Below are 21,055 nucleotides of genomic sequence, written 5' to 3'. Positions count from 1 at the left end.
GGTAACCATGAACGCGCCGTACGACGGTGACCGCGGGCACGGCCTGGGCGGCACCGAGCCGTCCGGTGGAACGCCCGCGGCGGTCCCGGAGCCCGGCCAGGCGCCGGTTCCGCCACCGCAGCAGCCCGCCTCGGACCCGTACGCCCAGGACCCCTACGTTCAGGACGCCTACATCCACGACCCCTACCAGGCGCGTGACCTGTCCGCGCAGGACCCGGTGAGCGAGGCGCTCTACGATCGCGCCGCCCACCCCCCGCCCCCGCCGGGCACCTACCAGGAACCGCAGCCGCTCTACCAGCAGCCTGCGGCGCCTCCGCACGCCCCTGACCCCCGGGTGTGGGCACAGACTCCTGCCCCGGAGCCGGACGGCCCGTCGCGGCATCTGCCGTACGGCGACGACCCCCGCACGGTGCAGTTCACCGGCGTGGACGACCTCGTGACCCGGGCGAGCGACGACAAGCCCGAACCGGACGCCTTCGCCCACCTCTACCGGGACCAGCAGACGCCGGGTCAGGTGCCTCCGCCCGCTCCGGAGCCGAATCCGATGCCCGCTCCCGCCCCGAAGAAGTCCGGCCGCGCCTCCGGGCTGCTGAAGTCCAGCGCGGTGATGGCGGCCGGCACGCTGGTCTCCCGCCTCACCGGCTTCGTCCGCAGCCTGGTCATCACGGGTGCGCTCGGCGCCGCCCTGCTCGGTGACACCTTCACCGTCGCGTACACGCTGCCGACGATGATCTACATCCTCACCGTCGGCGGCGGCCTCAACTCGGTCTTCGTGCCGCAGCTCGTCCGCTCGATGAAGAACGACGAGGACGGCGGCGAGGCCTACGCCAACCGGCTGCTGACCCTCGTCATGGTGGCGCTCGGCCTGATCGTGATCGCCGCCGTCTTCGCGGCCCCGCTGCTGATCCGGGCCATGTCGAACACCATCGCCGACGACGCCGCGGCCAACAGCGTCGCCGTGACCTTCGCCCGCTACTGCCTGCCCACGATCTTCTTCATGGGCGTGCATGTGGTGATGGGTCAGATCCTCAACGCCCGTGGCAAGTTTGGCGCGATGATGTGGACCCCGGTCCTCAACAACATCGTCATGATCGTCACGTTCGGCCTGTTCATCTGGGTCTACGGCACCTCCGCCGAATCCCAGATGGGTGTGCAGACGATCCCGGACGACGGCATCCGCCTCCTCGGCATCGGCACCCTGCTCGGCCTGGTCGTCCAGGCGCTGGCGATGATCCCCTACCTCCGTGAGGCGGGCTTCCGCTTCCGTCCCCGCTTCGACTGGAAGGGCCACGGCCTCGGCAAGACGGTCAAACTCGCCAAGTGGACCGTGCTGTTCGTCCTGGCCAACCAGGCGGGTGTCCTGGTCGTCACCCAGCTCGCCACCGCGGCCGGTGAGGAGTCCGGCAGGAACGGTGCGGGCTTCCTCGCGTACTCCAACGCCCAGCTGATCTGGGGCATGCCGCAGGCCATCATCACCGTCTCGGTCATGGCCGCCCTGCTGCCCCGCATCTCCCGCGCCGCACACGACAACGACCCCGGCGCCGTCCGCGACGACATCTCGCAGGGCCTGCGGAACTCGGCCGTCGCGATCGTCCCCGTCGCCTTCGCCTTCCTGGCGCTCGGCGTGCCGATGTGCACGCTGCTCTACGCCTCCAGCGGCGTCCAGGCCGCCCAGGGCATGGGCTTCATCCTGATGGCCTTCGGCCTCGGTCTCATCCCGTACTCGGTCCAGTACGTCGTCCTGCGCGGGTTCTACGCCTACGAGGACACCCGCACGCCGTTCTACAACACGGTCATCGTCGCCGCTGTCAACGCGGCAGCCTCGGCGGCCTGTTACTTCGTGCTCCCGGCGCAGTGGGCCGTGGTCGGCATGGCCGCCTCCTACGGTCTGGCCTACGCGGTCGGCGTGGGCGTCGCCTGGCGCCGCCTGCGCAACCGCCTCGGCGGCGACCTGGACGGCGCCCACATCATGCGGACCTACGCTCGTCTCTGCCTCGCCTCGCTGCCCGCCGCGGTCGTCGCAGGCGCCGTCGGATTCGGTCTGTTGAAGCTCCTCGGCGAAGGCGCCCTCGGCTCGCTCGTGGCCCTGCTCGTCGGTGGCGCCGTCCTGCTCGGTGTCTTCTTCGTGGCCGCCAAGCGCATGCGGATCGCGGAGCTGAACTCCATGGTCGGTATGGTCCGTGGGCGCCTCGGACGGTAGGAAACCGTCCCCGCACAACCATCGTCGGCTGCCGCGTGTCGTGCATAGCGGCCGACTGTGGGCACAATTGGCATGGCTGTTGGATGTGGCGCAACGGATGGGGAGGCAGGAACGACGGTGGCGGAACGTAGCACGGCTGCCGTCGACGTGGCCGACAACAGCGGTGATGACCCGCTGGCCGCCAAGGCGGACACGGCCGCGACCGACGGGGTGGCGGAAGCGCAGGACACGGTGGAGCAGTCCGCCGAGGTCGCAGAGGACAACGCCGGTAAGCGGCAGAACGGCGAGCAGCCCTCCATCGAGACTCCCGAGCTCCACAGCGGCCACAAACTGGCCAGGCGCTACCGCCTGGAGGAGTGCGTCACTCGTCTGGACGGTTTCAGCAGTTGGCGTGCCGTCGACGAGAAGCTGCGGCGTGCCGTCGGCGTCCACCTGCTGCCGGCCGACCACCCCAGGGCCCGTTCGGTCCTCGCGGCGGCCCGCTCTGCGGCGCTGCTCGGAGACCCCCGGTTCGTCCAGGTCCTCGACGCCGTCGAGGAGAACGACCTCGTGTACGTGGTGCACGAGTGGCTGCCCGACTCCACCGAACTGACGGCGCTGCTCGCCGCCGGTCCTCTGGAGCCGCACGACGCCTACCAGCTCGTCAGCCAGGTCTCCCAGGCCATGGCCGCCGCACACCGCGAGGGCCTGGCCCATCTCCGTCTCACCCCCAGCGCCGTCCTGCGCAGCTCCACGGGTCAGTACCGCATTCGCGGTCTGGCCGTGAACGCGGCGCTGCGGGGCATCAGCGCCGAGCGCCCTCAGCGCACGGACACCGAGGCGATCGGCGCCCTGCTCTACGCGGCGCTGACCCAGCGCTGGCCGTACGACAGCGACGCCCACGGCCTCTCAGGACTCCCCAAGGGTGTCGGGCTGCTCGCTCCCGATCAGGTGCGGGCCGGGGTCCACCGCGGCCTCTCCGAGATCGCGATGCGGGCCCTGGCGAACGACGGCGCGACCGCCTCGCGCCAGGAGCCGCCCTGCACCACCCCGGACGAGCTCGCCAAGGCCGTGTCGGCGATGCCCCGCATCCGCCCGCCGGAGCCCGAGTTCCCCGCCCCGCCCGACTACCAGCGCACGACCTACCAGCAGGGCACCTACGGCCGTCCGCAGCCCCGCCCGGGCGTCGTCACGGCCCAGCCCGTCATGGCTCCTCCGGCCCCGCTGGAGAGCCGCACCGGCAGGGCCCTGAAGTGGGCCGTGTCCGCGCTCCTCATCGCCGCCCTGGGCCTGGGCAGCTGGCAGATCGCGGACCGGCTGCTCGACAAGAACAAGAACAGCCAGGAGACCCCGCAGACCACGCAGCCGCAGGACAGCGAGGACGAGAAGCAGCCCGAGATCGGCAAGCCGGTCACGATCGCCGGGGCGAGCGACTTCGACCCGCAGGGCGACGGCGCCGAGACCCCGTCGGAGATAGGGAATGCCTTCGACGGCAACCCCTCCACCTCCTGGCAGACGTCCATCTACTACGGGCACTCGAACTTCGGCCGGCTGAAGGAAGGCGTGGGACTCGTCCTGGACCTCGGCACGGTCCAGAAGGTTTCCAAGGTGGAGGTCACCTTCCAGGGCAACACCTCGGTGCAGCTGCGGACAGCACCCGAGACCGCCTCGTCCCAGCCCACGTCGGCCGACGCCTTCGCCACCGTGGCCAAGGGCGCCGGTGCGCAGGTCGCCCTCACAGCCGACAAGCCCGTGAAGACGCGCTACGTTCTGGTCTGGCTGACCGACCTGCCCAGCAGCGGCCAGGGCTACCGCGGCAAGATCACGGACATCAAGATCACCAGCTGACGGCATCAGGGGAGGGGGTTCACCGTTGGACGAAGCCATAGACAGCGGCATCAACGACCAGGATCTCCTGGCACGCCATGTCGCCGGCGATCCCGACGCCTTCGGTGAGCTCGTGCGGCGCCACCGCGATCGGCTGTGGGCGGTGGCCCTGCGGACCCTGGGGGACCGCGAGGAGGCCGCTGACGCCCTCCAGGACGCCCTTGTGTCCGCCTTCCGGGCCGCGCATACCTTCCGCGGTCAGTCGGCCGTCACAACCTGGCTGCACCGCATCACGGTGAACGCCTGTCTCGACCGGGCCCGCAAGGCGGCCTCCCGCAAGACCTCTCCCATGGACGACACCGCGCGTTTTGAGCAGCTCCTCGAACCCGCCGAGTCGGCCGAGGCCCCTGCCGAGCGCCAGGACCTTCACCGAGAGCTGCTGGCCGCCCTCGCGACCCTCCCCGCGGACCAACGGGCCGCCCTGGTCCTCGTGGACATGCAGGGCTACCCGGTGGCGGAGGCCGCCCGCATCCTCGATGTCCCCACCGGGACGGTGAAGAGCCGCTGTTCACGCGGACGGGCCAGGCTTCTCCCCATGCTCAGCCATCTGCGCACCGACACCGTGGGTAACGAGGCCCCGGACCGGGGAAGGAACCGGACGCCGGGGACATCCGTCCCACCGGTGTCGGGGCCATCGGATACCGGACCGAATGGGCCGGCTGCTGTGAAGGGCGGAGGTGGGCGCGCGTGACTTCCACGACAGGCAGGGCCGACACAGCACAACACCCGGACGTCTCGGAGATCTCCGACCTGACGGAAGGACTCCTCTCCCCGTCCCGTACGGCAGCCGTTCGCCGGCACATCGAAGGCTGCTCCCTCTGCGCGGATGTCCGGGCCTCCCTGGCCGAGATCCGTGGACTGCTCGGCACCCTCCCCGGGCCGCCCCGCATGCCCGCCGCCATCGCCGGCCGTATCGACGCCGCCTTGGCGGCCGAGGCACTGCTCAGCGCCACCACCCCCGACATCGGCCCCGATGTTTCACGTGAAACAGCGAGCGCCCCCTCCGACGCCCGCCCCTCCACCGAGCCCGCGCCGGCCACGGGTCGGCCTGCCGGCCACCCTCGTGCCACCAACGGGCCTGGTCGCCCTCGGCCTCGGCGTCGCCGGATCGCGGCGCTCGGAGCGGCCTTCGGGGCGGCAGCGCTCGGCCTGAGCCTCTTCCTCACCCAGGGCGGCATCCAGACGCTCACCGGGGACGAATCGGCCGACAAGACCAACACGGCCGCGAGCGATGCCTCCACCGACCGCTTCGACGGCCGTCCGGTGGAAGCCCAGGTCCAGGAACTACTCCGTCCGGACACTCTCAAGGCCCCTGGGGAGACCCAGCCGGAGTCGCTCTCCGCCGAGGGCGGGGACGCCCCGACCCAACGCAACACCGTCGAGTCCCTGCCGGAGTGCGTCAAGGCGGGCACCGGTCGCCCCGACGCGGTGATCGCTTTCCAACGGGGTGACTACGAAGGAACGCCGGCCTATCTCCTCCTGCTGCCGAAGGGGACCGAGGGCACTCACGTACAGGCCTACGTCCTCGATGCCTCCTGCGCCGAGAACGCCGGACAGGGCAAGGCAGAGGTTCTGCTGACACACGTCTACCCTCGCTCCTGACTCCTCGCCGTGCCGTGCGGCGCTCTCGGGAATGCTGGCCCCGTAGGATCCGTTGGGTGGGGTGAGAGTCACCAACCTGGCCGCCCCGTAGGCAGTAGGCAGTCTGCAGAGACGAGGAAGAAACCCGTGAGCGACGTCCGTAACGTGATCATCATCGGCTCCGGGCCCGCGGGTTACACCGCTGCGCTCTACACGGCGCGTGCGTCGCTGAAGCCTCTGGTCTTCGAGGGTGCCGTCACCGCCGGTGGCGCTCTGATGAACACGACCGACGTGGAGAACTTCCCCGGCTTCCGTGACGGCATCATGGGCCCGGACCTGATGGACAACATGCGGGCCCAGGCCGAGCGGTTCGGCGCCGAGCTGGTGCCGGACGACATCGTCGCCGTGGACCTGACCGGCGAGATCAAGACCGTCACGGACACCGCCGGCACCGTGCACCGCGCGAAGGCCGTCATCGTCACGACGGGCTCGCAGCACCGCAAGCTCGGCCTCCCCAAGGAGGACGTGCTCTCCGGGCGTGGCGTCTCGTGGTGCGCGACCTGCGACGGGTTCTTCTTCAAGGACCAGGACATCGCCGTCGTCGGCGGCGGCGACACCGCGATGGAGGAAGCAACCTTTCTGTCGCGCTTCGCCAAGTCCGTCACGATCATCCATCGCCGGGACTCCCTGCGCGCCTCCAAGGCGATGCAGGAGCGCGCGTTCGCCGACCCGAAGATCAAGTTCGCCTGGGACAGCGAGGTGGCCGAGATCCACGGCGACCAGAAGCTCTCCGGTCTGACCCTGCGCAACACCAAGACGGGCGAGACCAGCGAGCTGTCGGCGACCGGCCTCTTCATCGCCGTGGGCCACGACCCCCGCACCGAGCTCTTCAAGGGCCAGCTGGAGCTGGACGGCGAGGGCTACCTCAAGGTCGACGCCCCCTCGACGCGGACGAACGTCCCCGGTGTCTTCGGAGCCGGTGACGTCGTCGACCACACCTACCGCCAGGCGATCACCGCTGCCGGCACCGGCTGCTCCGCCGCGCTCGACGCCGAGCGCTTCCTCGCAGCCCTCGCCGACAGCGAGAAGCTCGCCGAGACCCCTGCGGTCTGACTCCACCACTCACACCCCGCATAGTTAAGGGAGGTTGCCGTGGCCGGCACCCTGAAGAACGTGACCGACGCCGACTTCGACGAGGTCGTCCTCAAGAGCGACAAGCCCGTCCTGGTGGACTTCTGGGCCGCTTGGTGCGGTCCGTGCCGTCAGATCGCTCCGTCGCTGGAGGCCATCGCGGCCGAGCACGGTGAGATCGAGGTCGTGAAGCTCAACATCGACGAGAACCCGGGTACGGCCGCCAAGTACGGCGTCATGTCCATCCCGACGCTCAACGTCTACCAGGGCGGCGAAGTCGTGAAGACGATCGTCGGTGCGAAGCCGAAGGCCGCGATCCTCCGCGACCTCGAGGGCTTCGTCGAGGCCACTGCCTGACATCCCTGTTTCACGTGAAACACGAACGGCCCGCCTCCCTCCGGAGGCGGGCCGTTCGTCGTCCCAGCGGACGGAACTAGAGAGGCCGCAACGCAGGCTCCTTCTGGACGGCGCCCAGGAGCCGGTCCAGCGCCAGTTCCACGTCTTCCTTCCACGACAGCGTCGTCCGGAGTTCCAGCCGTAGCCGTGGATGGGTGAAGTGCGGTCGCACGGTCTTGAACCCCACCGCCGTGAGATGGTCGGCCGGCAGAACACAGGCCGGCTCCTTCCACCGGGCGTCCCCGAAAGCCTCGATGGCTCTGAATCCGCGCCGCAGGAGATCCTTGGCGACGGTCTGCACCATGACCCGGCCGAGACCCTGCCCCTGATAGCCCGGCATGATCCAGGCCGTCATCAACTGGACCGCGTCCGCAGAGACCGGGCTCGTGGGAAAGGCCATGGAGCGCGGCACGTACGCAGGCGGCGCGTAGAGAACGAAGCCGACGGGCACGTCGTCGACATAGACCACGCGGCCGCAGGATCCCCACTCCAGCAGCACCGCCGAGATCCAGGCTTCCTTCTCCAGCTCCGGCCGGCCCGCCTTCACCGCGGCTTCCCCGCTCACCGGGTCGAGCTCCCAGAACACGCAGGAGCGACATCGCTTGGGGAGGTCCGGAAGGTTGTCCAGAGTGAGCGGTACGAGCCGACGCCCCACGGCTGTTCCCTCGCTTCCCACGGCCATCACAGCACGGATACGACCCTCCCAGAATCGTATCGATGGGGCGATCAGGGCGATACCGCTCGCAGGCAAAGGGGCGGGCCGTGTTCCGGCTCTCACCGGATCACAGCCCGCCCCTGACGTTGCGGAGATGTCGACGGAGGGTCAGCTTTCGGCGTCGTCCTCGCTCGGCTCGGAGTTCCCCTGGTCCAGGACGCGTCCCTCACCGGGCGCCAGGGTCGAGAGGATCCGGTCCAGATCCTCTATCGAGGCGAACTCGACGACGATCTTGCCCTTCTTCTGGCCCAGGTCGACCTTCACCCGGGTCTCGAAACGGTCCGAGAGGCGCGAAGCCAGGTCCGTGAGCGCCGGCGAGACGCGGGCGCCGGCCCGGGGGCCCTTGGGCTTGGTCGTGGCGGAGGGCTCGGAAGCCATCAGCGTCACGATCTCCTCGACCGCACGCACCGAGAGCCCCTCGGCGACGATCCGGTACGCCAGCTTGTCCTGCGCCTCCGGGTCTTCGACGGAGAGCAGGGCGCGCGCATGACCGGCGGAGAGCACACCTGCGGCGACACGACGCTGGACCGGCGGCGACAGACGCAGCAGACGCAGCGTGTTGGAGACCTGCGGACGCGACCGTCCGATCCGGTCGGCCAGCTGGTCGTGGGTGCAGTTGAAGTCCTTCAGAAGCTGGTCGTAGGCGGCGGCCTCCTCCAGCGGGTTCAGCTGCGCCCGGTGGAGGTTCTCCAGGAGCGCATCCAGGAGAAGCTTCTCGTCGTCGGTGGCCCGGACGATCGCGGGGATCCGCTCAAGACCGGCCTCACGGCAAGCCCTCCAGCGGCGCTCACCCATGATCAGTTCGTAACGCTCGGCGCCCAGCTGTCGTACGACGACGGGCTGCAGCAGACCGACCTCCTTGATGGAGGTGACCAGCTCCGCCAAGGCGTCCTCGTCGAACACCTCACGCGGCTGCCGCGGGTTGGGCGTGATGAAGTCCAGCGGCAGCTCGGCGAAGTGCGCGCCGGCGGAGGACTCCGCCTCCACCACCTCTTCGGCCTCGACCACCGGCACCGCGGAGTCCGGAGACTGCGGGCTCTGCGGAAGGGTCGCCAGCTTCGCCGCAGCCACCCCCCGGTCCGAGGACAGCGCCGGAATGGCACCGGGCGATGCGGACCCCGACCCCACACCGACAGGGGGTGCCTGCCGCTCCTGGGGAGCAGCGGGGATCAGCGCACCGAGCCCACGCCCCAACCCTCTACGTCGCTCGCTCACTGGATCCCCTCCGACATGCTGTGCTGGCTGTTCTGGTGGCCCATGGGGGCGTGCTGCGGGTCGTAGTGGATGCCGACGCCCCGCAGTGCGATCTCGCGGGCCGCCTCCAGGTACGAGAGCGAACCGCTGGAACCCGGGTCGTACGTGAGGACCGTCTGCCCGTAGCTCGGCGCTTCCGAGATACGCACGGACCTCGGGATGCTGGTCCGCAGCACCTCCTCGCCGAAGTGGCTGCGCACCTCGTCGGCGACCTGCGAGGCGAGCCTCGTCCGGCCGTCGTACATGGTGAGCAGGATTGTCGAGACGTGCAGCGTGGGGTTGAGGTGGCCGCGCACCAGGTCGACGTTCCGCAGGAGCTGTCCCAGGCCCTCCAGTGCGTAGTACTCGCACTGGATGGGGATCAGCACCTCGGCTCCTGCCACCAGGGCGTTGACGGTGAGCAGGCCCAGCGAGGGCGGGCAGTCGATCAGGATGTAGTCCAGCGGCTGCTCATACGCCTGGATCGCTCGCTGAAGCCGGCTCTCGCGGGCCACCAGCGACACCAGCTCGATCTCCGCACCGGCAAGATCGATGGTGGCCGGGGCGCAGAAGAGACCTTCTACATCCCGGACCGGCTGGACCACGTCGGAGAGCGGCTTGCTCTCCACGAGGACGTCATAGATCGAAGGAACGTCGGCGTGGTGGTCGATACCCAGGGCCGTTGAGGCGTTGCCCTGCGGGTCGAGGTCGATGACCAGGACGCGGGCACCGTGCAGCGCCAGGGAAGCAGCAAGGTTGACCGTCGTGGTCGTCTTGCCCACTCCGCCCTTCTGATTCGCCACCACCATCACGCGTGTCTGGGCAGGCCGGGGGAGACCCTCGCCGGCACGCCCCAGCGCCTCTACTGCCAGCTGGGCAGCACGACCAATGGGGGTGTCGTCCATCGGGGGCGGTGTTTCACGTGAAACATCCTCCCCCACCGATTCGGCTCGGGGACCGGGGACCGGATCGGTCATCGGTCCCGCGATGTTGGCGTCGGACCGCAAGGATTCACTCTCCTCGGCTTCAGGCTCGCGATGAACAGAGCCTGCCATGCTTTCGGGGTCGTGAACCAGCGAGGCCCGTGGTTCTGTGGATGAATCCACCTCTGTGGACAATCCTGTCCCCCTCGCGAAGGGTTTCGCGAGGGGTTTGCGGTCCCGGGGAGAGGCAGCCGCGCGGCCGCGGCTGATGATCCCCTGCAGCAGTGAGCGACGTTTCACGTGAAACACGATGCACTCGCCGCCGACGTAGGACCGCTCGACACTCCGAAATACGTACGTATGGCAGCTTGTACGGATCATTTGCGCGGCGTTGACGGCTCCTATGCGCCGCGTTGACGACTCAGCGGCGGCGACGGGTCCTGCTCGGGCGGGCCGCCTTGGCCCGCTTGGCGGCGAACCTCACACCGCCCGGGCTCTCCCCGACCTCCACCCGCACGACGGTCGACAACGGGTCCACAACCCCCTCGCCGACCTGGAGCACGGAGGTGCCCACCACACCGAGCTTGGCGAGCGCGGCGCGGGCACCGTCGATCTCCTCCTCGGCCGTGTCGCCCTTGAGCGCCAGCATCTCCCCGTACGGCCGCAGCAGCGGAACGCCCCAGCCGGCCAGCCGGTCCAGCGGCGCCACGGCACGCGCCGTCACCACATGCACCGGAGGGAGCGTGCCGAGCATCTCCTCGGCACGGCCCCGGACCACGGTCACATGGTCCAGGCCCAGCAGCTCCACGACCTCCTGGAGGAAGTTCGTACGGCGAAGCAGCGGCTCAAGGAGCGTGATCTTCAGGTCCGGGCGCACCAGGGCGAGGGGGATACCCGGCAGTCCCGCCCCCGAGCCGACATCGCACACGGTGACGCCCTCGGGCACCACCTCCGAGAGCACCGCGCAGTTCAGCAGGTGCCGCTCCCACAGACGGGGAACCTCACGCGGGCCGATCAGGCCACGCTTGACGCCGGCGTCCGCGAGGAGCTCCGCGTACCGGACGGCCTCCGGAAAGCACTCGCCGAATACCGTCCGCGCCTGTTCGGGCGCAGGGGGGAGCTCCGCTGCCTCCGTCACGGGAACCGTCCTTCCGCACCGCACCCGTAGGTGCGCGCGCACTGTGGTGGCTGACTATCAGGCTGACAAGATCGGCCCCGCCTGCGAGCAGACGGGGCCGACACTGCGAGAGGGGTCAGGCAGGGAGTACGACGACGAAGCGCTGCGGCTCCTCGCCCTCGGACTCGCTGCGCAGACCGGCGGCGGCAACCGCGTCGTGCACGACCTTGCGCTCGAACGGCGTCATCGGGTCCAGCTTGACCGGAGCACCGGTCGACTTCACCTCGGACGCGGCCTTGGCGCCGATCTCGGCGAGCTCGGTGCGCTTCTGGGCGCGGAACCCGGCGATGTCCAGCATCAGGCGGCTGCGGTCACCGGTCTCCCGGTGCACGGCCAGCCGGGTCAGCTCCTGGAGCGCCTCCAGCACCTCGCCGTCACGGCCGACGAGCTTCTGCAGTTCACGGCTGCTCGAGTCACTGATGATCGAGACCGCGGCCCGGTCCGCCTCGACGTCCATGTCGATGTCGCCGTCCAGGTCGGCGATGTCGAGCAGACCTTCGAGGTAGTCGGCCGCGATCTCACCCTCCTGCTCCAGGCGGGTCAGGGTGTCGCCACCCTCAGCGGCGGCGGAGGTGGTGCCTTCCGTCACGGATGGACTCCTTCTACTTCTTGGAGGACGGGTGCTTCGGGCGCTGCTGGCCCTTGCGCTGACCGGACTTGGCCTGACGGGAGCCCCCGGAGTTGGCCCGGCTCGGGCGGCCGGGCTTGTCGCCCTGCTCCGAGTCCTTGGCCGCGCCCTTGGCCTCACCCTGCGGCTTCTTCTCCAGCGAGGGGGTGGACTTCACATCCGACGGCTCCGACTCGTCGGTGTCCTCGGCACCCTTCGCCGTGGAGTGCTGGGCCGCGGCCTGCCGCTTCGCCTTGGTCTGGCGCTTGGGCTGCTGACGCCTGGCCGCGGCACCGCCCTCCACCTCGGCGGCGACGGTGTCGCTCTTGGCCACGGTGCCGTCGGCCTGGGCGGCGAAGCCGGCCTTGGCCAGACCGGAGAAGAAGCGGCGCTCGTTCTCGTTGCGGTCCGCGCCCTTGGCGACGATGGCCTTGACGACGTTCTTCCGGCGACGACCACGAACCTCACCGTGCGACGCGACGCTCTTCAGCAGGCGCTGGAGGTACGCGTCCTGGGCCTTGCTGCCCGGGGTGGGGTTCTGGTTGATCACGTACATCTGCTGGCCCATGGTCCACACGTTGGTGGTCAGCCAGTAGACGAGGACACCGACGGGGAAGTTGATACCCATGACGGCGAAGATCACCGGGAAGATGTACATGAGCATCTTCTGCTGCTGCATGTACGGCGTCTTCACGGAGAGGTCGACGTTCTTCATCATCAGCTGGCGCTGCGTGTAGAACTGCGAGGCCGACATCAGAACGATCATGATCGCGGTGACGATCCGGACCGAGGTGATCGAGGCGTCGAGAGCGGCGACGTCGGAGGCGCTGTCCGTGAACGTGGACGCCAGCGGGGCGCCGAAGATGTGCGCCTGACGGGCGCTGTCGAGCAGCGACTGGTTGATGACGCCGATCGTCTTGCCCTCGGCGATGTGGGAGAGCACCGAGTACAGGGCGAAGAAGAACGGCGACTGCGCCAGGATGGGCAGGCACGAGGAGAGCGGGTTGGTGCCCGTCTCCTTGTACAGCTTCATCATCTCTTCGGACTGACGCTGCTTGTCGCTCTTGTAGCGCTCCTGGATCGCCTTCATCTTCGGCTGGAGCGCCTGCATGTTCCGCGTCGACTTGATCTGCTTCACGAAGAGCGGGATCAGACAGATACGGATCAGCACCACGAGGGACACGATCGACAGGCCCCAGGCCCAGCCCGTATCAGGGCCGAAGATCGCCCCGTACAGCTTGTGGAACTGGACGATCACCCATGAGACGGGGGTGGTGATGAAGCTGAAAAAATTGGCAATCGTGTCCACTAATCAGGCTCCTTGAGCATTGGGCGTGGTCTCTGCGGCCGGGCTCGTCTCGGCGGGGGACCCGCCCTTGTCGCCGCGCAGTGCGTTCCGCAGCAGTTCATGCCAGCGCGGACGCTTGCGCGGGGGTACGTGGTCCACGCCGCCGGGCGACCACGGATTGCACCGCAGAATGCGCCAGGCGGTCAGGGCAGTGCCCTTGATCGCGCCATGCCGGTCGATGGCCGTGAATCCATAGTGGGAACACGACGGGTAGTACCGGCAGACGGGCCCGAGAAGCGGGCTGATCGTCCACTGGTACAGCTTGATGAGAGCCAGCAGCGGGTACTTCATCGCGCGCCCCCTCCCAGGAGCCGCTGAAGAGCGGCGTCAAGGTCTCGGGCCAGCTGTGCGTGATCGGCGTCACCGGCTCCGGGCAACGCCCGTACGACCACCAGGCTACCGGGGGGCAGCTCGGACAGCCGTTCGCGGACGAGATGGCGCAGGCGTCGCTTCACCTGGTTGCGTACGACCGCACCGCCCACGGCCTTGCTCACGACGAAACCCGCACGCGTCGGGGAAGCGCTCTCCCCAGGCGCGTGCGGGTCCGTTGCACCGCTGCGTAGGTGGACGACGAGGAGCGGGCGACCGGCCCGGCGCCCTCGGCGTACCGCGGTTGCGAAGTCCTCGCGCCGCCTCAGCCGATTCTCGGTAGGCAGCACGTCATGACCTGTTTAAGCGGATCAGGCGGACAGGCTCGCGCGACCCTTGGAACGGCGGTTCGCCAGGATGGCGCGACCGGCGCGCGTACGCATCCGCAGGCGGAAGCCGTGGGTCTTGGCGCGACGACGGTTGTTCGGCTGGAAGGTGCGCTTGCTCACTCGGGGGCTCCAGAAATGATTCGTAGATGGCGGGACATCGCCTGGCTGTCACCGTGCGCCCACGAGTAGCTCGCAATACGCCCGAGTGCACCGCTTCACGATCACTGACCGTGATCTTTGCCCATCGGAGGCAGGCGGCAGCAGCCATCGACAACTCGACCTGGTTACGGTACGCGCGGCTACGCCATCCGGTCAAACCGACCGATCAGCGGGGTCCATTGTGCACAGGCTGTGGACAACAACTTGAACGAGGTCAGCCGCCGCGACTACCGTGGCTGGACTCTTCTCAATCTTTTCCCGTTCTGTCCTTACCTGTCCTGATGGACTTCGACCAACCGTCCCGAGAACCACACATTCGTGGGACCTGCGAGGAAGCGTGCCCTGTGGCTGACGTACCTGCCGATCTTGCCGCAGTGTGGCCACGCGTGCTCGAGCAACTCCTCGGCGAAGGCCAGCAGGGCATCGAGCCCAAGGACAAGCAGTGGATCGAGCGCTGCCAGCCTCTCGCGCTGGTGGCCGACACCGCACTGCTCGCCGTCCCCAACGAATGGGGCAAGCGGGTCCTCGAAGGACGCCTGGCACCGCTCATCAGCGAGACCCTCAGCCGTGAGTGCGGCCGCCCGATCCGGATCGCGATCACCGTCGACGACTCGGTCGGCGAGCCGACCCCGCCGGCGCCCCCGGTCCAGCAGCAGCCGCGCTACGACGAGCGGCCGCCGGCGGACTCGTACGACAAGTACGACGGCTACGGGCACCGGCCGATGCCGGACGACGGGCTGCCCACCGCGCGCCCGGCCTACCCGGAGTACCAGCAGCAGCGCCCCGACCCGGGCTCCTGGCCGCGCACCCAGGAGGACCTCTCCTGGCAGCAGCCGCGCCTCGGGGGGTACCAGGAGCGCGACCCGTACACCGGTCCGCGTCCGCAGCAGCCTCAGCAGCCCCGCTACGACGAGCGCCCCTCCGCCTACGACCAGCCGCAGCGGCCGGAGCGGGCCGAGCTTCCCGACACGCCTCGGCCGGGCGCCGGTCACGGTCCGCGACCGGGCGGTCCCGGCGGTCCCGGTGGACATGGCGGCCCGGTGCCGGGCGGCCACGCGGGAGGCGCCACCGGATCGGGGTCGGGACAGGGGTCCGGCTCCGGCGCACCCGGCGAGCAGCACGCGCGGCTGAACCCCAAGTACCTCTTCGACACCTTCGTCATCGGTTCCTCGAACCGGTTCGCGCACGCCGCCGCCGTCGCGGTGGCCGAGGCGCCGGCGAAGGCCTACAACCCGCTCTTCATCTACGGGGAGTCGGGCCTCGGCAAGACCCACCTGCTGCACGCCATCGGGCACTACGCGCGGAGCCTCTACCCCGGCACGCGCGTGCGGTACGTGAGCTCGGAGGAGTTCACCAACGAGTTCATCAACTCGATCCGCGACGGCAAGGGCGACACCTTCCGCAAGCGCTACCGCGACGTGGACATCCTGCTCGTCGACGACATCCAGTTCCTCGCGAGCAAGGAGTCGACGCAGGAGGAGTTCTTCCACACCTTCAACACCCTCCACAACGCGAACAAGCAGATCGTTCTCTCCTCCGACCGGCCGCCCAAGCAGCTGATGACGCTGGAGGACCGGCTCCGCAACCGCTTCGAGTGGGGCCTGACCACCGATGTGCAGCCGCCCGAGCTGGAGACGCGGATCGCGATCCTCCGCAAGAAGGCGGTGCAGGAGCAGCTCAACGCCCCGCCGGAGGTACTGGAGTTCATCGCCTCCCGGATCTCGCGGAACATCCGTGAGCTGGAAGGCGCGCTGATCCGGGTGACGGCCTTCGCGAGCCTGAACCGGCAGCCGGTGGACCTCGGACTGACCGAGATCGTCCTCAAGGACCTGATCCCCGGCGGCGAGGACTCGGCGCCCGAGATCACGGCCGGCGCGATCATGGCGGCGACCGCCGACTACTTCGGCCTCACGGTCGAGGATCTCTGCGGATCGTCGCGCAGCCGTGTGCTGGTGACGGCCCGGCAGATCGCCATGTACCTGTGCCGCGAGCTGACCGACCTGTCCCTGCCGAAGATCGGCGCGCAGTTCGGCGGCCGCGACCACACGACCGTCATGCACGCGGACCGGAAGATCCGCGCGCTGATGGCCGAGCGCCGCTCCATCTACAACCAGGTCACCGAGCTCACCAACCGCATCAAGAACGGCTGAGAGAGCCGCTCAGCGCCGAGCCGCACCGCTCCGCACTCCTCGAAGGGCGCCCCGGGAACGTCTCCCGGGGCGCCCTTCGCCGTCGTATGCCCCACGTGCGCCGTCCTCGGAGACGGCCTGGGCCGTCTTCCACACGCCTGTGCACAGCCGGGCTGTTCGAATTCGTCGCGGCGGTGGCGTGTTCTCCACAGATTGAGGGATGATCTTCCGTCCACAGGGTGGGGACTCAGGAGTTATCCGGATCGCTTCCACAGGTGCACCAACCGGGGAACCAACATCCCAGGTCAGAGGGGTGTGGATTTGTTGGCAACCTTGATCCACAGCCTGTGGATGGATTTTTCGTCCACAGGGCCTCCCGTCGGTTGTCCACTGGCAACCCACAGGAGTCGGTCCACTGCCCACAGGTTCTCCACACCCCTGTCCACTGTTCGGCAACGAAACGCCCGGCGTCACCGCGTTGAGTGAAAGCCGTCACACCAAGGAGGACGGTTGGGCTGTGGGGAACGCGGGTAAAGCTGGGGACGGCGCTGGGGAGAAGTCCCCGTGACCTGTGTACCGGGTGTGCAGAACTTTCGGGTGTCCACAGAACACCCCTGTTGTCCACCGGCTCCGCCCACAGGGGCAGTGGACAAAAAACCGCAGCTGACCTGCGAAGACGACGTTATCCACGGTTTCCACAGGCCCTACTACTACTCCCACATAGAGTTAGCTCGGAATCCGCTTCGAAGTGGGTCCTGTGCACAACTCGGCGCCGGAGCCTCCTCGACCTCTTGTCGCGACTTGACCCCGAGCCGCACCGAGTGTCGGCGGCGTACGTCAGACTGGGTTCCGCAGTCGACGAAGAGCCAGCAACAGCAGGAGGCGGTTCCGGTGAAGATCCGGGTGGAGCGCGATGTACTCGCGGAGGCGGTGGCCTGGGTGGCCCGCAGCCTCCCGGCCCGTCCGCCGGCGCCCGTACTCGCGGGCCTTCTGCTGAAGGCCGAGGACGGCGCGCTGAGCTTCTCGAGCTTCGACTACGAGGTCTCGGCCCGTGTCTCCGTCGAGGCGGAGGTCGAGGAGGACGGCACCGTCCTGGTCTCCGGCCGTCTGCTCGCCGACATCTGCCGTGCTCTGCCGAACCGTCCCGTCGAGATCTCCACAGACGGTGTACGGGCGACCGTGGTCTGCGGCTCCTCCCGCTTCACGCTCCACACCCTGCCTGTGGAGGAGTACCCGGCCCTGCCGGAGATGCCCACCGCGACCGGCACCGTGCCCGGTGAGGTCTTCGCCTCCGCCGCCGCGCAGGTCGCCATCGCAGCCGGCCGCGACGACACCCTGCCGGTGCTCACCGGTGTGCGTATCGAGATCGAGGGCGACACGGTCACCCTGGCCTCCACCGACCGCTACCGCTTCGCGGTCCGCGAGTTCCTGTGGAAGCCGGAGTCCCCCGACGCCTCCGCGGTCGCCCTGGTGCCCGCGAAGACCCTCCTGGACACCGCCAAGGCGCTCACCAGCGGTGACACCGTCACGCTGGCGCTCTCCGGCTCCGGCCAGGGCGAGGGCCTGATCGGCTTCGAGGGCGCCGGCCGCCGCACCACCACCCGGCTGCTCGAGGGCGACCTGCCGAAGTACCGGACGCTCTTCCCCACCGAGTTCAACTCGATCGCGGTGATCGAGACCGCCCCGTTCGTCGAGGCCGTCAAGCGTGTGGCCCTGGTGGCCGAGCGCAACACCCCGGTCCGGCTCAGCTTCGAGCAGGGTGTGCTGATCCTGGAGGCGGGCTCCAGCGACGATGCACAGGCTGTGGAGCGTGTGGACGCGCAGCTGGACGGCGACGACATCTCGATCGCCTTCAACCCGACCTTCCTGCTGGACGGCCTGAGCGCGATCGACTCCCCGGTCGCCCAGCTCTCCTTCACCACCTCCACCAAGCCCGCGCTGCTGAGCGGAAAGCCGGCCGTGGACGCGGAGGCGGACGAGGCGTACAAGTACCTGATCATGCCGGTGCGGCTCTCCGGATGACCCTCCGGGGCGGGCGTCGACTGAGCGGCTGACCCCACAGGTGTGCACCTGGGTCCGGGCGTAGGCTCGGACCCGGGTAAACCGCACACGACGCTTAAGGAATCTCTGATGGAGCTCGGTCTCGTCGGTCTCGGCAAGATGGGCGGCAACATGCGTGAGCGCATCCGCCGCGCAGGCCACACCGTCATCGGATACGACCGCAACCCGGACCTCGCCGATGTCCACAGCCTGGAAGAGCTTGTGGGCAAGCTCAAGGGTCCGCGCGTCGTGTGGGTCATGGTCCCGGCCGGGGCCGCGACCCAGTCCACGATCGACGAGCTGGCGAACCTGCTCTCCCCCGGCGACATCGTCGTGGACGGCGGGAACTCCCGCTGGACGGACGACGAGAAGCACGCCGAGGAGCTCGCCGCCAAGGGCATCGGGTTCGTCGACTGCGGCGTCTCCGGCGGCGTGTGGGGCCTGGAGAACGGCTACGCGCTGATGTACGGCGGCGACGCCGAGCACGTGGCGCGCGTCCAGCCGATCTTCGACGCCCTGAAGCCCGAGGGCGAGTTCGGCTCGGTCCACGCGGGCAAGGTCGGCGCCGGCCACTTCGCGAAGATGGTCCACAACGGCATCGAGTACGCGATGATGCAGGCGTACGCCGAGGGCTGGGAGCTCCTGGAGAAGGTCGACTCCGTCACCGACGTGCGCGAGGTCTTCCGCTCCTGGCAGGAGGGCACGGTCATCCGTTCCTGGCTGCTGGACCTGGCGGTCAACGCGCTGGACGAGGACGAGCACCTGGAGCAGCTGCGCGGCTACGCGCAGGACTCCGGCGAGGGCCGCTGGACGGTGGAGGCCGCGATCGACAACGCGGTGCCGCTGCCCGCGATCACCGCGTCGCTGTTCGCGCGGTTCGCGTCCCGCCAGGACGACTCCCCGCAGATGAAGATGATCGCCGCGCTGCGCAACCAGTTCGGTGGCCACGCGGTCGAGTCCAAGAAGTAATCCACAGGCTGTGCACCCTCGGTGCGCAGCAGCCGGGGGAAGGTCGGCGCCATCATGCATGTCACGCATCTCTCGCTGGCCGACTTCCGCTCCTACGCCCGGGTCGAGGTCCCGCTCGACCCGGGCGTCACCGCTTTCGTGGGCGCCAACGGCCAGGGCAAGACCAATCTGGTCGAGGCCGTCGGCTACCTCGCGACCCTCGGCAGCCACCGCGTCGCCTCCGACGCGCCGCTCGTACGGATGGGGGCGGACCGGGCGATCATCCGTGCCGCGGTCACCCAGGGCGAGCGTTCCCAGCTGGTCGAGCTCGAACTGAACCCGGGGCGCGCGAACCGCGCCCGTATCAACAGGTCCTCGCAGGTCAGACCGCGTGACGTGCTCGGGATCGTACGGACCGTGCTGTTCGCACCCGAGGACCTGGCCCTGGTGAAGGGCGATCCCGGCGAGCGCCGGCGCTTCCTCGACGAGCTGATCACGGCGCGCGCGCCGCGCATGGCGGGCGTGCGCTCCGACTACGAGCGGGTGCTCAAGCAGCGCAACACCCTGTTGAAGTCCGCGGCCATGGCCCGGCGGCACGGCGGTCGTGGCATGGACCTGTCGACACTGGACGTCTGGGACCAGCACCTGGCGCGGGCGGGCGCCGAGCTCCTCGCGCAGCGGCTGGATCTGATCGGTGTCCTGCAGCCGCTGGCCGACAAGGCGTACGAGCAGTTGGCGCCGGGCGGCGGACCGATCCTGCTGGAGTACCGGCCGTCGGCGCCGGGCGCCGGGCACACGCGTGAGGAGCTGTACGAGCAGGTGATCGCCGCGCTCGCGGAGGTCAGGAAGCAGGAGATCGAGCGGGGCGTCACGCTCGTCGGGCCGCACCGGGACGAGCTGCTGCTCAAGCTCGGCGATCTGCCGGCGAAGGGGTACGCGAGTCACGGGGAGTCCTGGTCGTACGCGCTGGCGCTGCGGCTCGCCTCGTACGACCTGCTGCGGGCGGAGGGCAACGAACCGGTCCTCGTCCTCGACGACGTCTTCGCGGAGCTGGACGCGCGGCGCCGGGAGCGGCTGGCCGAGCTGGTGGCTCCGGGCGAGCAGGTGTTGGTGACGGCGGCGGTGGACGACGACGTGCCGGCGGTGCTCGCGGGGGTTCGGTACGGGGTCGCCGGAGGTTCGGTGGACAGGCTGTGACGGCTGTGAAGGTAAGGGCGTGAGGCTTGTGAGCGAGAACGTGAGCCCGCAGGGCGGTCAGGACTCCCCGACCGCGAAGACGCCCGAGCCCTCGGGCGTGGACCTCGCCCGCGTCGCGCTGCGCGCCGCCAAGGAGCAGGCGAAGGCGCGGGGCGCGGCCGCCCAGCAGAAGAAGCAGGCACGGCGGGGTGGCGGCCTGCGGTCGGGCGCCCATGCCGACGGGCGCGACCCGGTCGGCCTCGGCGCCGCGATCAACCGGCTCATCACCGAGCGCGGCTGGGAGACGCCGGCGGCGGTGGGCGGGGTCATGGGGCGCTGGCCGCAGATCGTGGGCGAGGACCTGGCGAAGCACTGCGTACCGCTGAAGTACGACGACGACCCGGAGGAGCGGGTTCTCACCGTTCAGTGCGACTCGACGGCGTGGGCGACGCAGCTGCGGTTGCTGGCACCGCGGTTGGTGGCGCGGCTGAACGAGGACCTGGGTCACGGGACGGTGCGGGTGATCAAGGTTTTGGGGCCGGGGGCTCCGCGCAAGGGGTACGGGCCGCTTCGGGCGCCGGGGTCCGTCGGGCCTGGGGACACGTACGGCTGACGGAGCCGGAACGATCGCCCACGGCGGAGGCTGGTGGGTGGGCCACCGGCTGTGACTGCTCGAAGCGCTGGGTGGCCGTCAGAGGCTTCTGGAGCCCCTCCCCGGATATGGGGGG

At 69.3% G+C, this 21,055-nt stretch carries 20 protein-coding genes; 11 read left to right on the top strand and 9 right to left on the bottom strand.

What is annotated here, in order from left to right; translation table 11 throughout:
• Positions 1-7 precede the first annotated feature (7 nt).
• The 6 genes from murJ to trxA all read left to right on the top strand — a co-directional run bounded on the left by murJ (position 8) and on the right by trxA (position 7,135).
• A complete protein-coding gene (murJ, locus tag ACWF79_RS16465; protein WP_453728789.1) occupies positions 8-2,200 on the top strand; it encodes a murein biosynthesis integral membrane protein MurJ in 2,193 nt (730 codons plus the stop codon).
• A 117-nt stretch (positions 2,201-2,317) separates the two neighbouring features.
• A complete protein-coding gene (locus ACWF79_RS16460; RefSeq protein ID WP_453728788.1) occupies positions 2,318-4,027 on the top strand; it encodes a protein kinase family protein in 1,710 nt (569 codons plus the stop codon).
• A gap of 25 nt (positions 4,028-4,052) precedes the next feature.
• Positions 4,053-4,757, top strand: a complete 705-nt coding sequence (sigM, locus tag ACWF79_RS16455) for an RNA polymerase sigma factor SigM (RefSeq protein ID WP_453728787.1) — start codon at positions 4,053-4,055, stop codon at positions 4,755-4,757.
• Positions 4,754-5,668, top strand: a complete 915-nt coding sequence (locus ACWF79_RS16450) for a hypothetical protein (protein WP_453728786.1) — start codon at positions 4,754-4,756, stop codon at positions 5,666-5,668. The genes sigM and ACWF79_RS16450 overlap by 4 nt, the downstream gene beginning before the upstream one ends.
• Positions 5,669-5,794: 126 nt before the next feature.
• A complete protein-coding gene (gene trxB / locus ACWF79_RS16445) occupies positions 5,795-6,760 on the top strand; it encodes a thioredoxin-disulfide reductase (RefSeq protein ID WP_453728785.1) in 966 nt (321 codons plus the stop codon).
• 39 nt (positions 6,761-6,799) lie between these two features.
• A complete protein-coding gene (gene trxA / locus ACWF79_RS16440; RefSeq protein ID WP_453728784.1) occupies positions 6,800-7,135 on the top strand; it encodes a thioredoxin in 336 nt (111 codons plus the stop codon).
• Positions 7,136-7,211: 76 nt separating this feature from the next.
• Here the strand turns inward: trxA and ACWF79_RS16435 are convergent, their stop codons facing one another.
• The 9 genes from ACWF79_RS16435 to rpmH form a co-directional block, all read right to left on the bottom strand.
• Positions 7,212-7,829: a GNAT family N-acetyltransferase gene (locus ACWF79_RS16435; RefSeq protein ID WP_453728783.1), complete on the bottom strand. Its 618-nt coding sequence runs from the start codon at positions 7,827-7,829 to the stop codon at positions 7,212-7,214.
• A 168-nt stretch (positions 7,830-7,997) separates the two neighbouring features.
• Complete coding sequence (locus tag ACWF79_RS16430) at positions 7,998-9,104, bottom strand: ParB/RepB/Spo0J family partition protein (protein WP_453728782.1); 1,107 nt, start codon at positions 9,102-9,104, stop codon at positions 7,998-8,000.
• Positions 9,101-10,177, bottom strand: coding sequence for a ParA family protein (locus tag ACWF79_RS16425; protein ID WP_453728781.1), 1,077 nt, complete (start codon positions 10,175-10,177; stop codon positions 9,101-9,103). Before ACWF79_RS16425 ends, ACWF79_RS16430 begins: the two co-directional genes overlap by 4 nt.
• A 289-nt stretch (positions 10,178-10,466) precedes the next feature.
• The gene (rsmG, locus tag ACWF79_RS16420; RefSeq protein ID WP_453728780.1) at positions 10,467-11,183 is read right to left on the bottom strand and encodes a 16S rRNA (guanine(527)-N(7))-methyltransferase RsmG; all 717 of its coding nucleotides are present in this window, start codon (positions 11,181-11,183) and stop codon (positions 10,467-10,469) included.
• Positions 11,184-11,298: 115 nt separating this feature from the next.
• Entirely contained in the window at positions 11,299-11,811 is a 513-nt protein-coding gene (locus tag ACWF79_RS16415; protein ID WP_453728779.1) for a Jag family protein, read from the bottom strand.
• Between the two features lie 13 nt (positions 11,812-11,824).
• The gene (gene yidC, locus ACWF79_RS16410; RefSeq protein ID WP_453728778.1) at positions 11,825-13,138 is read right to left on the bottom strand and encodes a membrane protein insertase YidC; all 1,314 of its coding nucleotides are present in this window, start codon (positions 13,136-13,138) and stop codon (positions 11,825-11,827) included.
• A gap of 3 nt (positions 13,139-13,141) precedes the next feature.
• Complete coding sequence (yidD, locus tag ACWF79_RS16405; RefSeq protein WP_453728777.1) at positions 13,142-13,468, bottom strand: membrane protein insertion efficiency factor YidD; 327 nt, start codon at positions 13,466-13,468, stop codon at positions 13,142-13,144.
• Positions 13,465-13,836 (bottom strand): ribonuclease P protein component, encoded by a 372-nt coding sequence (gene rnpA / locus ACWF79_RS16400; RefSeq protein ID WP_453728776.1) that lies wholly within the window; start codon positions 13,834-13,836, stop codon positions 13,465-13,467. The genes yidD and rnpA overlap by 4 nt, the downstream gene beginning before the upstream one ends.
• Before the next feature lie 21 nt (positions 13,837-13,857).
• Complete coding sequence (rpmH, locus tag ACWF79_RS16395; protein WP_005482975.1) at positions 13,858-13,995, bottom strand: 50S ribosomal protein L34; 138 nt, start codon at positions 13,993-13,995, stop codon at positions 13,858-13,860.
• A 383-nt stretch (positions 13,996-14,378) separates the two neighbouring features.
• Between rpmH and dnaA the strand changes: the two genes are divergently transcribed.
• From dnaA to ACWF79_RS16370, 5 genes are all read left to right on the top strand, one after another.
• Positions 14,379-16,184, top strand: coding sequence for a chromosomal replication initiator protein DnaA (gene dnaA, locus ACWF79_RS16390; protein ID WP_453728775.1), 1,806 nt, complete (start codon positions 14,379-14,381; stop codon positions 16,182-16,184).
• 870 nt (positions 16,185-17,054) lie between these two features.
• The gene (gene dnaN / locus ACWF79_RS16385) at positions 17,055-18,185 is read left to right on the top strand and encodes a DNA polymerase III subunit beta (protein ID WP_362005384.1); all 1,131 of its coding nucleotides are present in this window, start codon (positions 17,055-17,057) and stop codon (positions 18,183-18,185) included.
• 108 nt (positions 18,186-18,293) lie between these two features.
• Positions 18,294-19,172 (top strand): phosphogluconate dehydrogenase (NAD(+)-dependent, decarboxylating), encoded by an 879-nt coding sequence (gnd, locus tag ACWF79_RS16380; protein ID WP_385143350.1) that lies wholly within the window; start codon positions 18,294-18,296, stop codon positions 19,170-19,172.
• A gap of 54 nt (positions 19,173-19,226) precedes the next feature.
• Positions 19,227-20,348 carry a DNA replication/repair protein RecF gene (gene recF, locus ACWF79_RS16375; protein WP_453728774.1) on the top strand — a complete coding sequence of 374 codons (1,122 nt, stop codon included), beginning with the start codon at positions 19,227-19,229 and terminating at the stop codon, positions 20,346-20,348.
• 28 nt (positions 20,349-20,376) lie between these two features.
• On the top strand, positions 20,377-20,940 hold the full coding sequence (locus ACWF79_RS16370; protein WP_453728870.1) for a DUF721 domain-containing protein: 564 nt from the start codon (positions 20,377-20,379) through the stop codon (positions 20,938-20,940).
• The last annotated feature ends 115 nt before the right edge of the window (positions 20,941-21,055 follow it).

This window comes from Streptomyces sp. NPDC054975, from assembly GCF_053609105.1.
The sequence above is the reverse complement of the archived record's forward strand: the minus strand, read 5'-3'. Positions and strand labels throughout refer to the sequence as shown.

Excerpts from the sequence above, each read along its gene's own strand:
- gnd (WP_385143350.1), top strand. The coding sequence starts at position 18,294 with ATGGAGCTCGGTCTCGTCGGTCTCGGCAAGATGGGCGGCAACATGCGT.
- yidD (WP_453728777.1), bottom strand. The coding sequence starts at position 13,468 with ATGAAGTACCCGCTGCTGGCTCTCATCAAGCTGTACCAGTGGACGATC.
- ACWF79_RS16425 (WP_453728781.1), bottom strand. The coding sequence starts at position 10,177 with ATGGCAGGCTCTGTTCATCGCGAGCCTGAAGCCGAGGAGAGTGAATCC.
- recF (WP_453728774.1), top strand. The coding sequence starts at position 19,227 with ATGCATGTCACGCATCTCTCGCTGGCCGACTTCCGCTCCTACGCCCGG.
- murJ (WP_453728789.1), top strand. The coding sequence starts at position 8 with ATGAACGCGCCGTACGACGGTGACCGCGGGCACGGCCTGGGCGGCACC.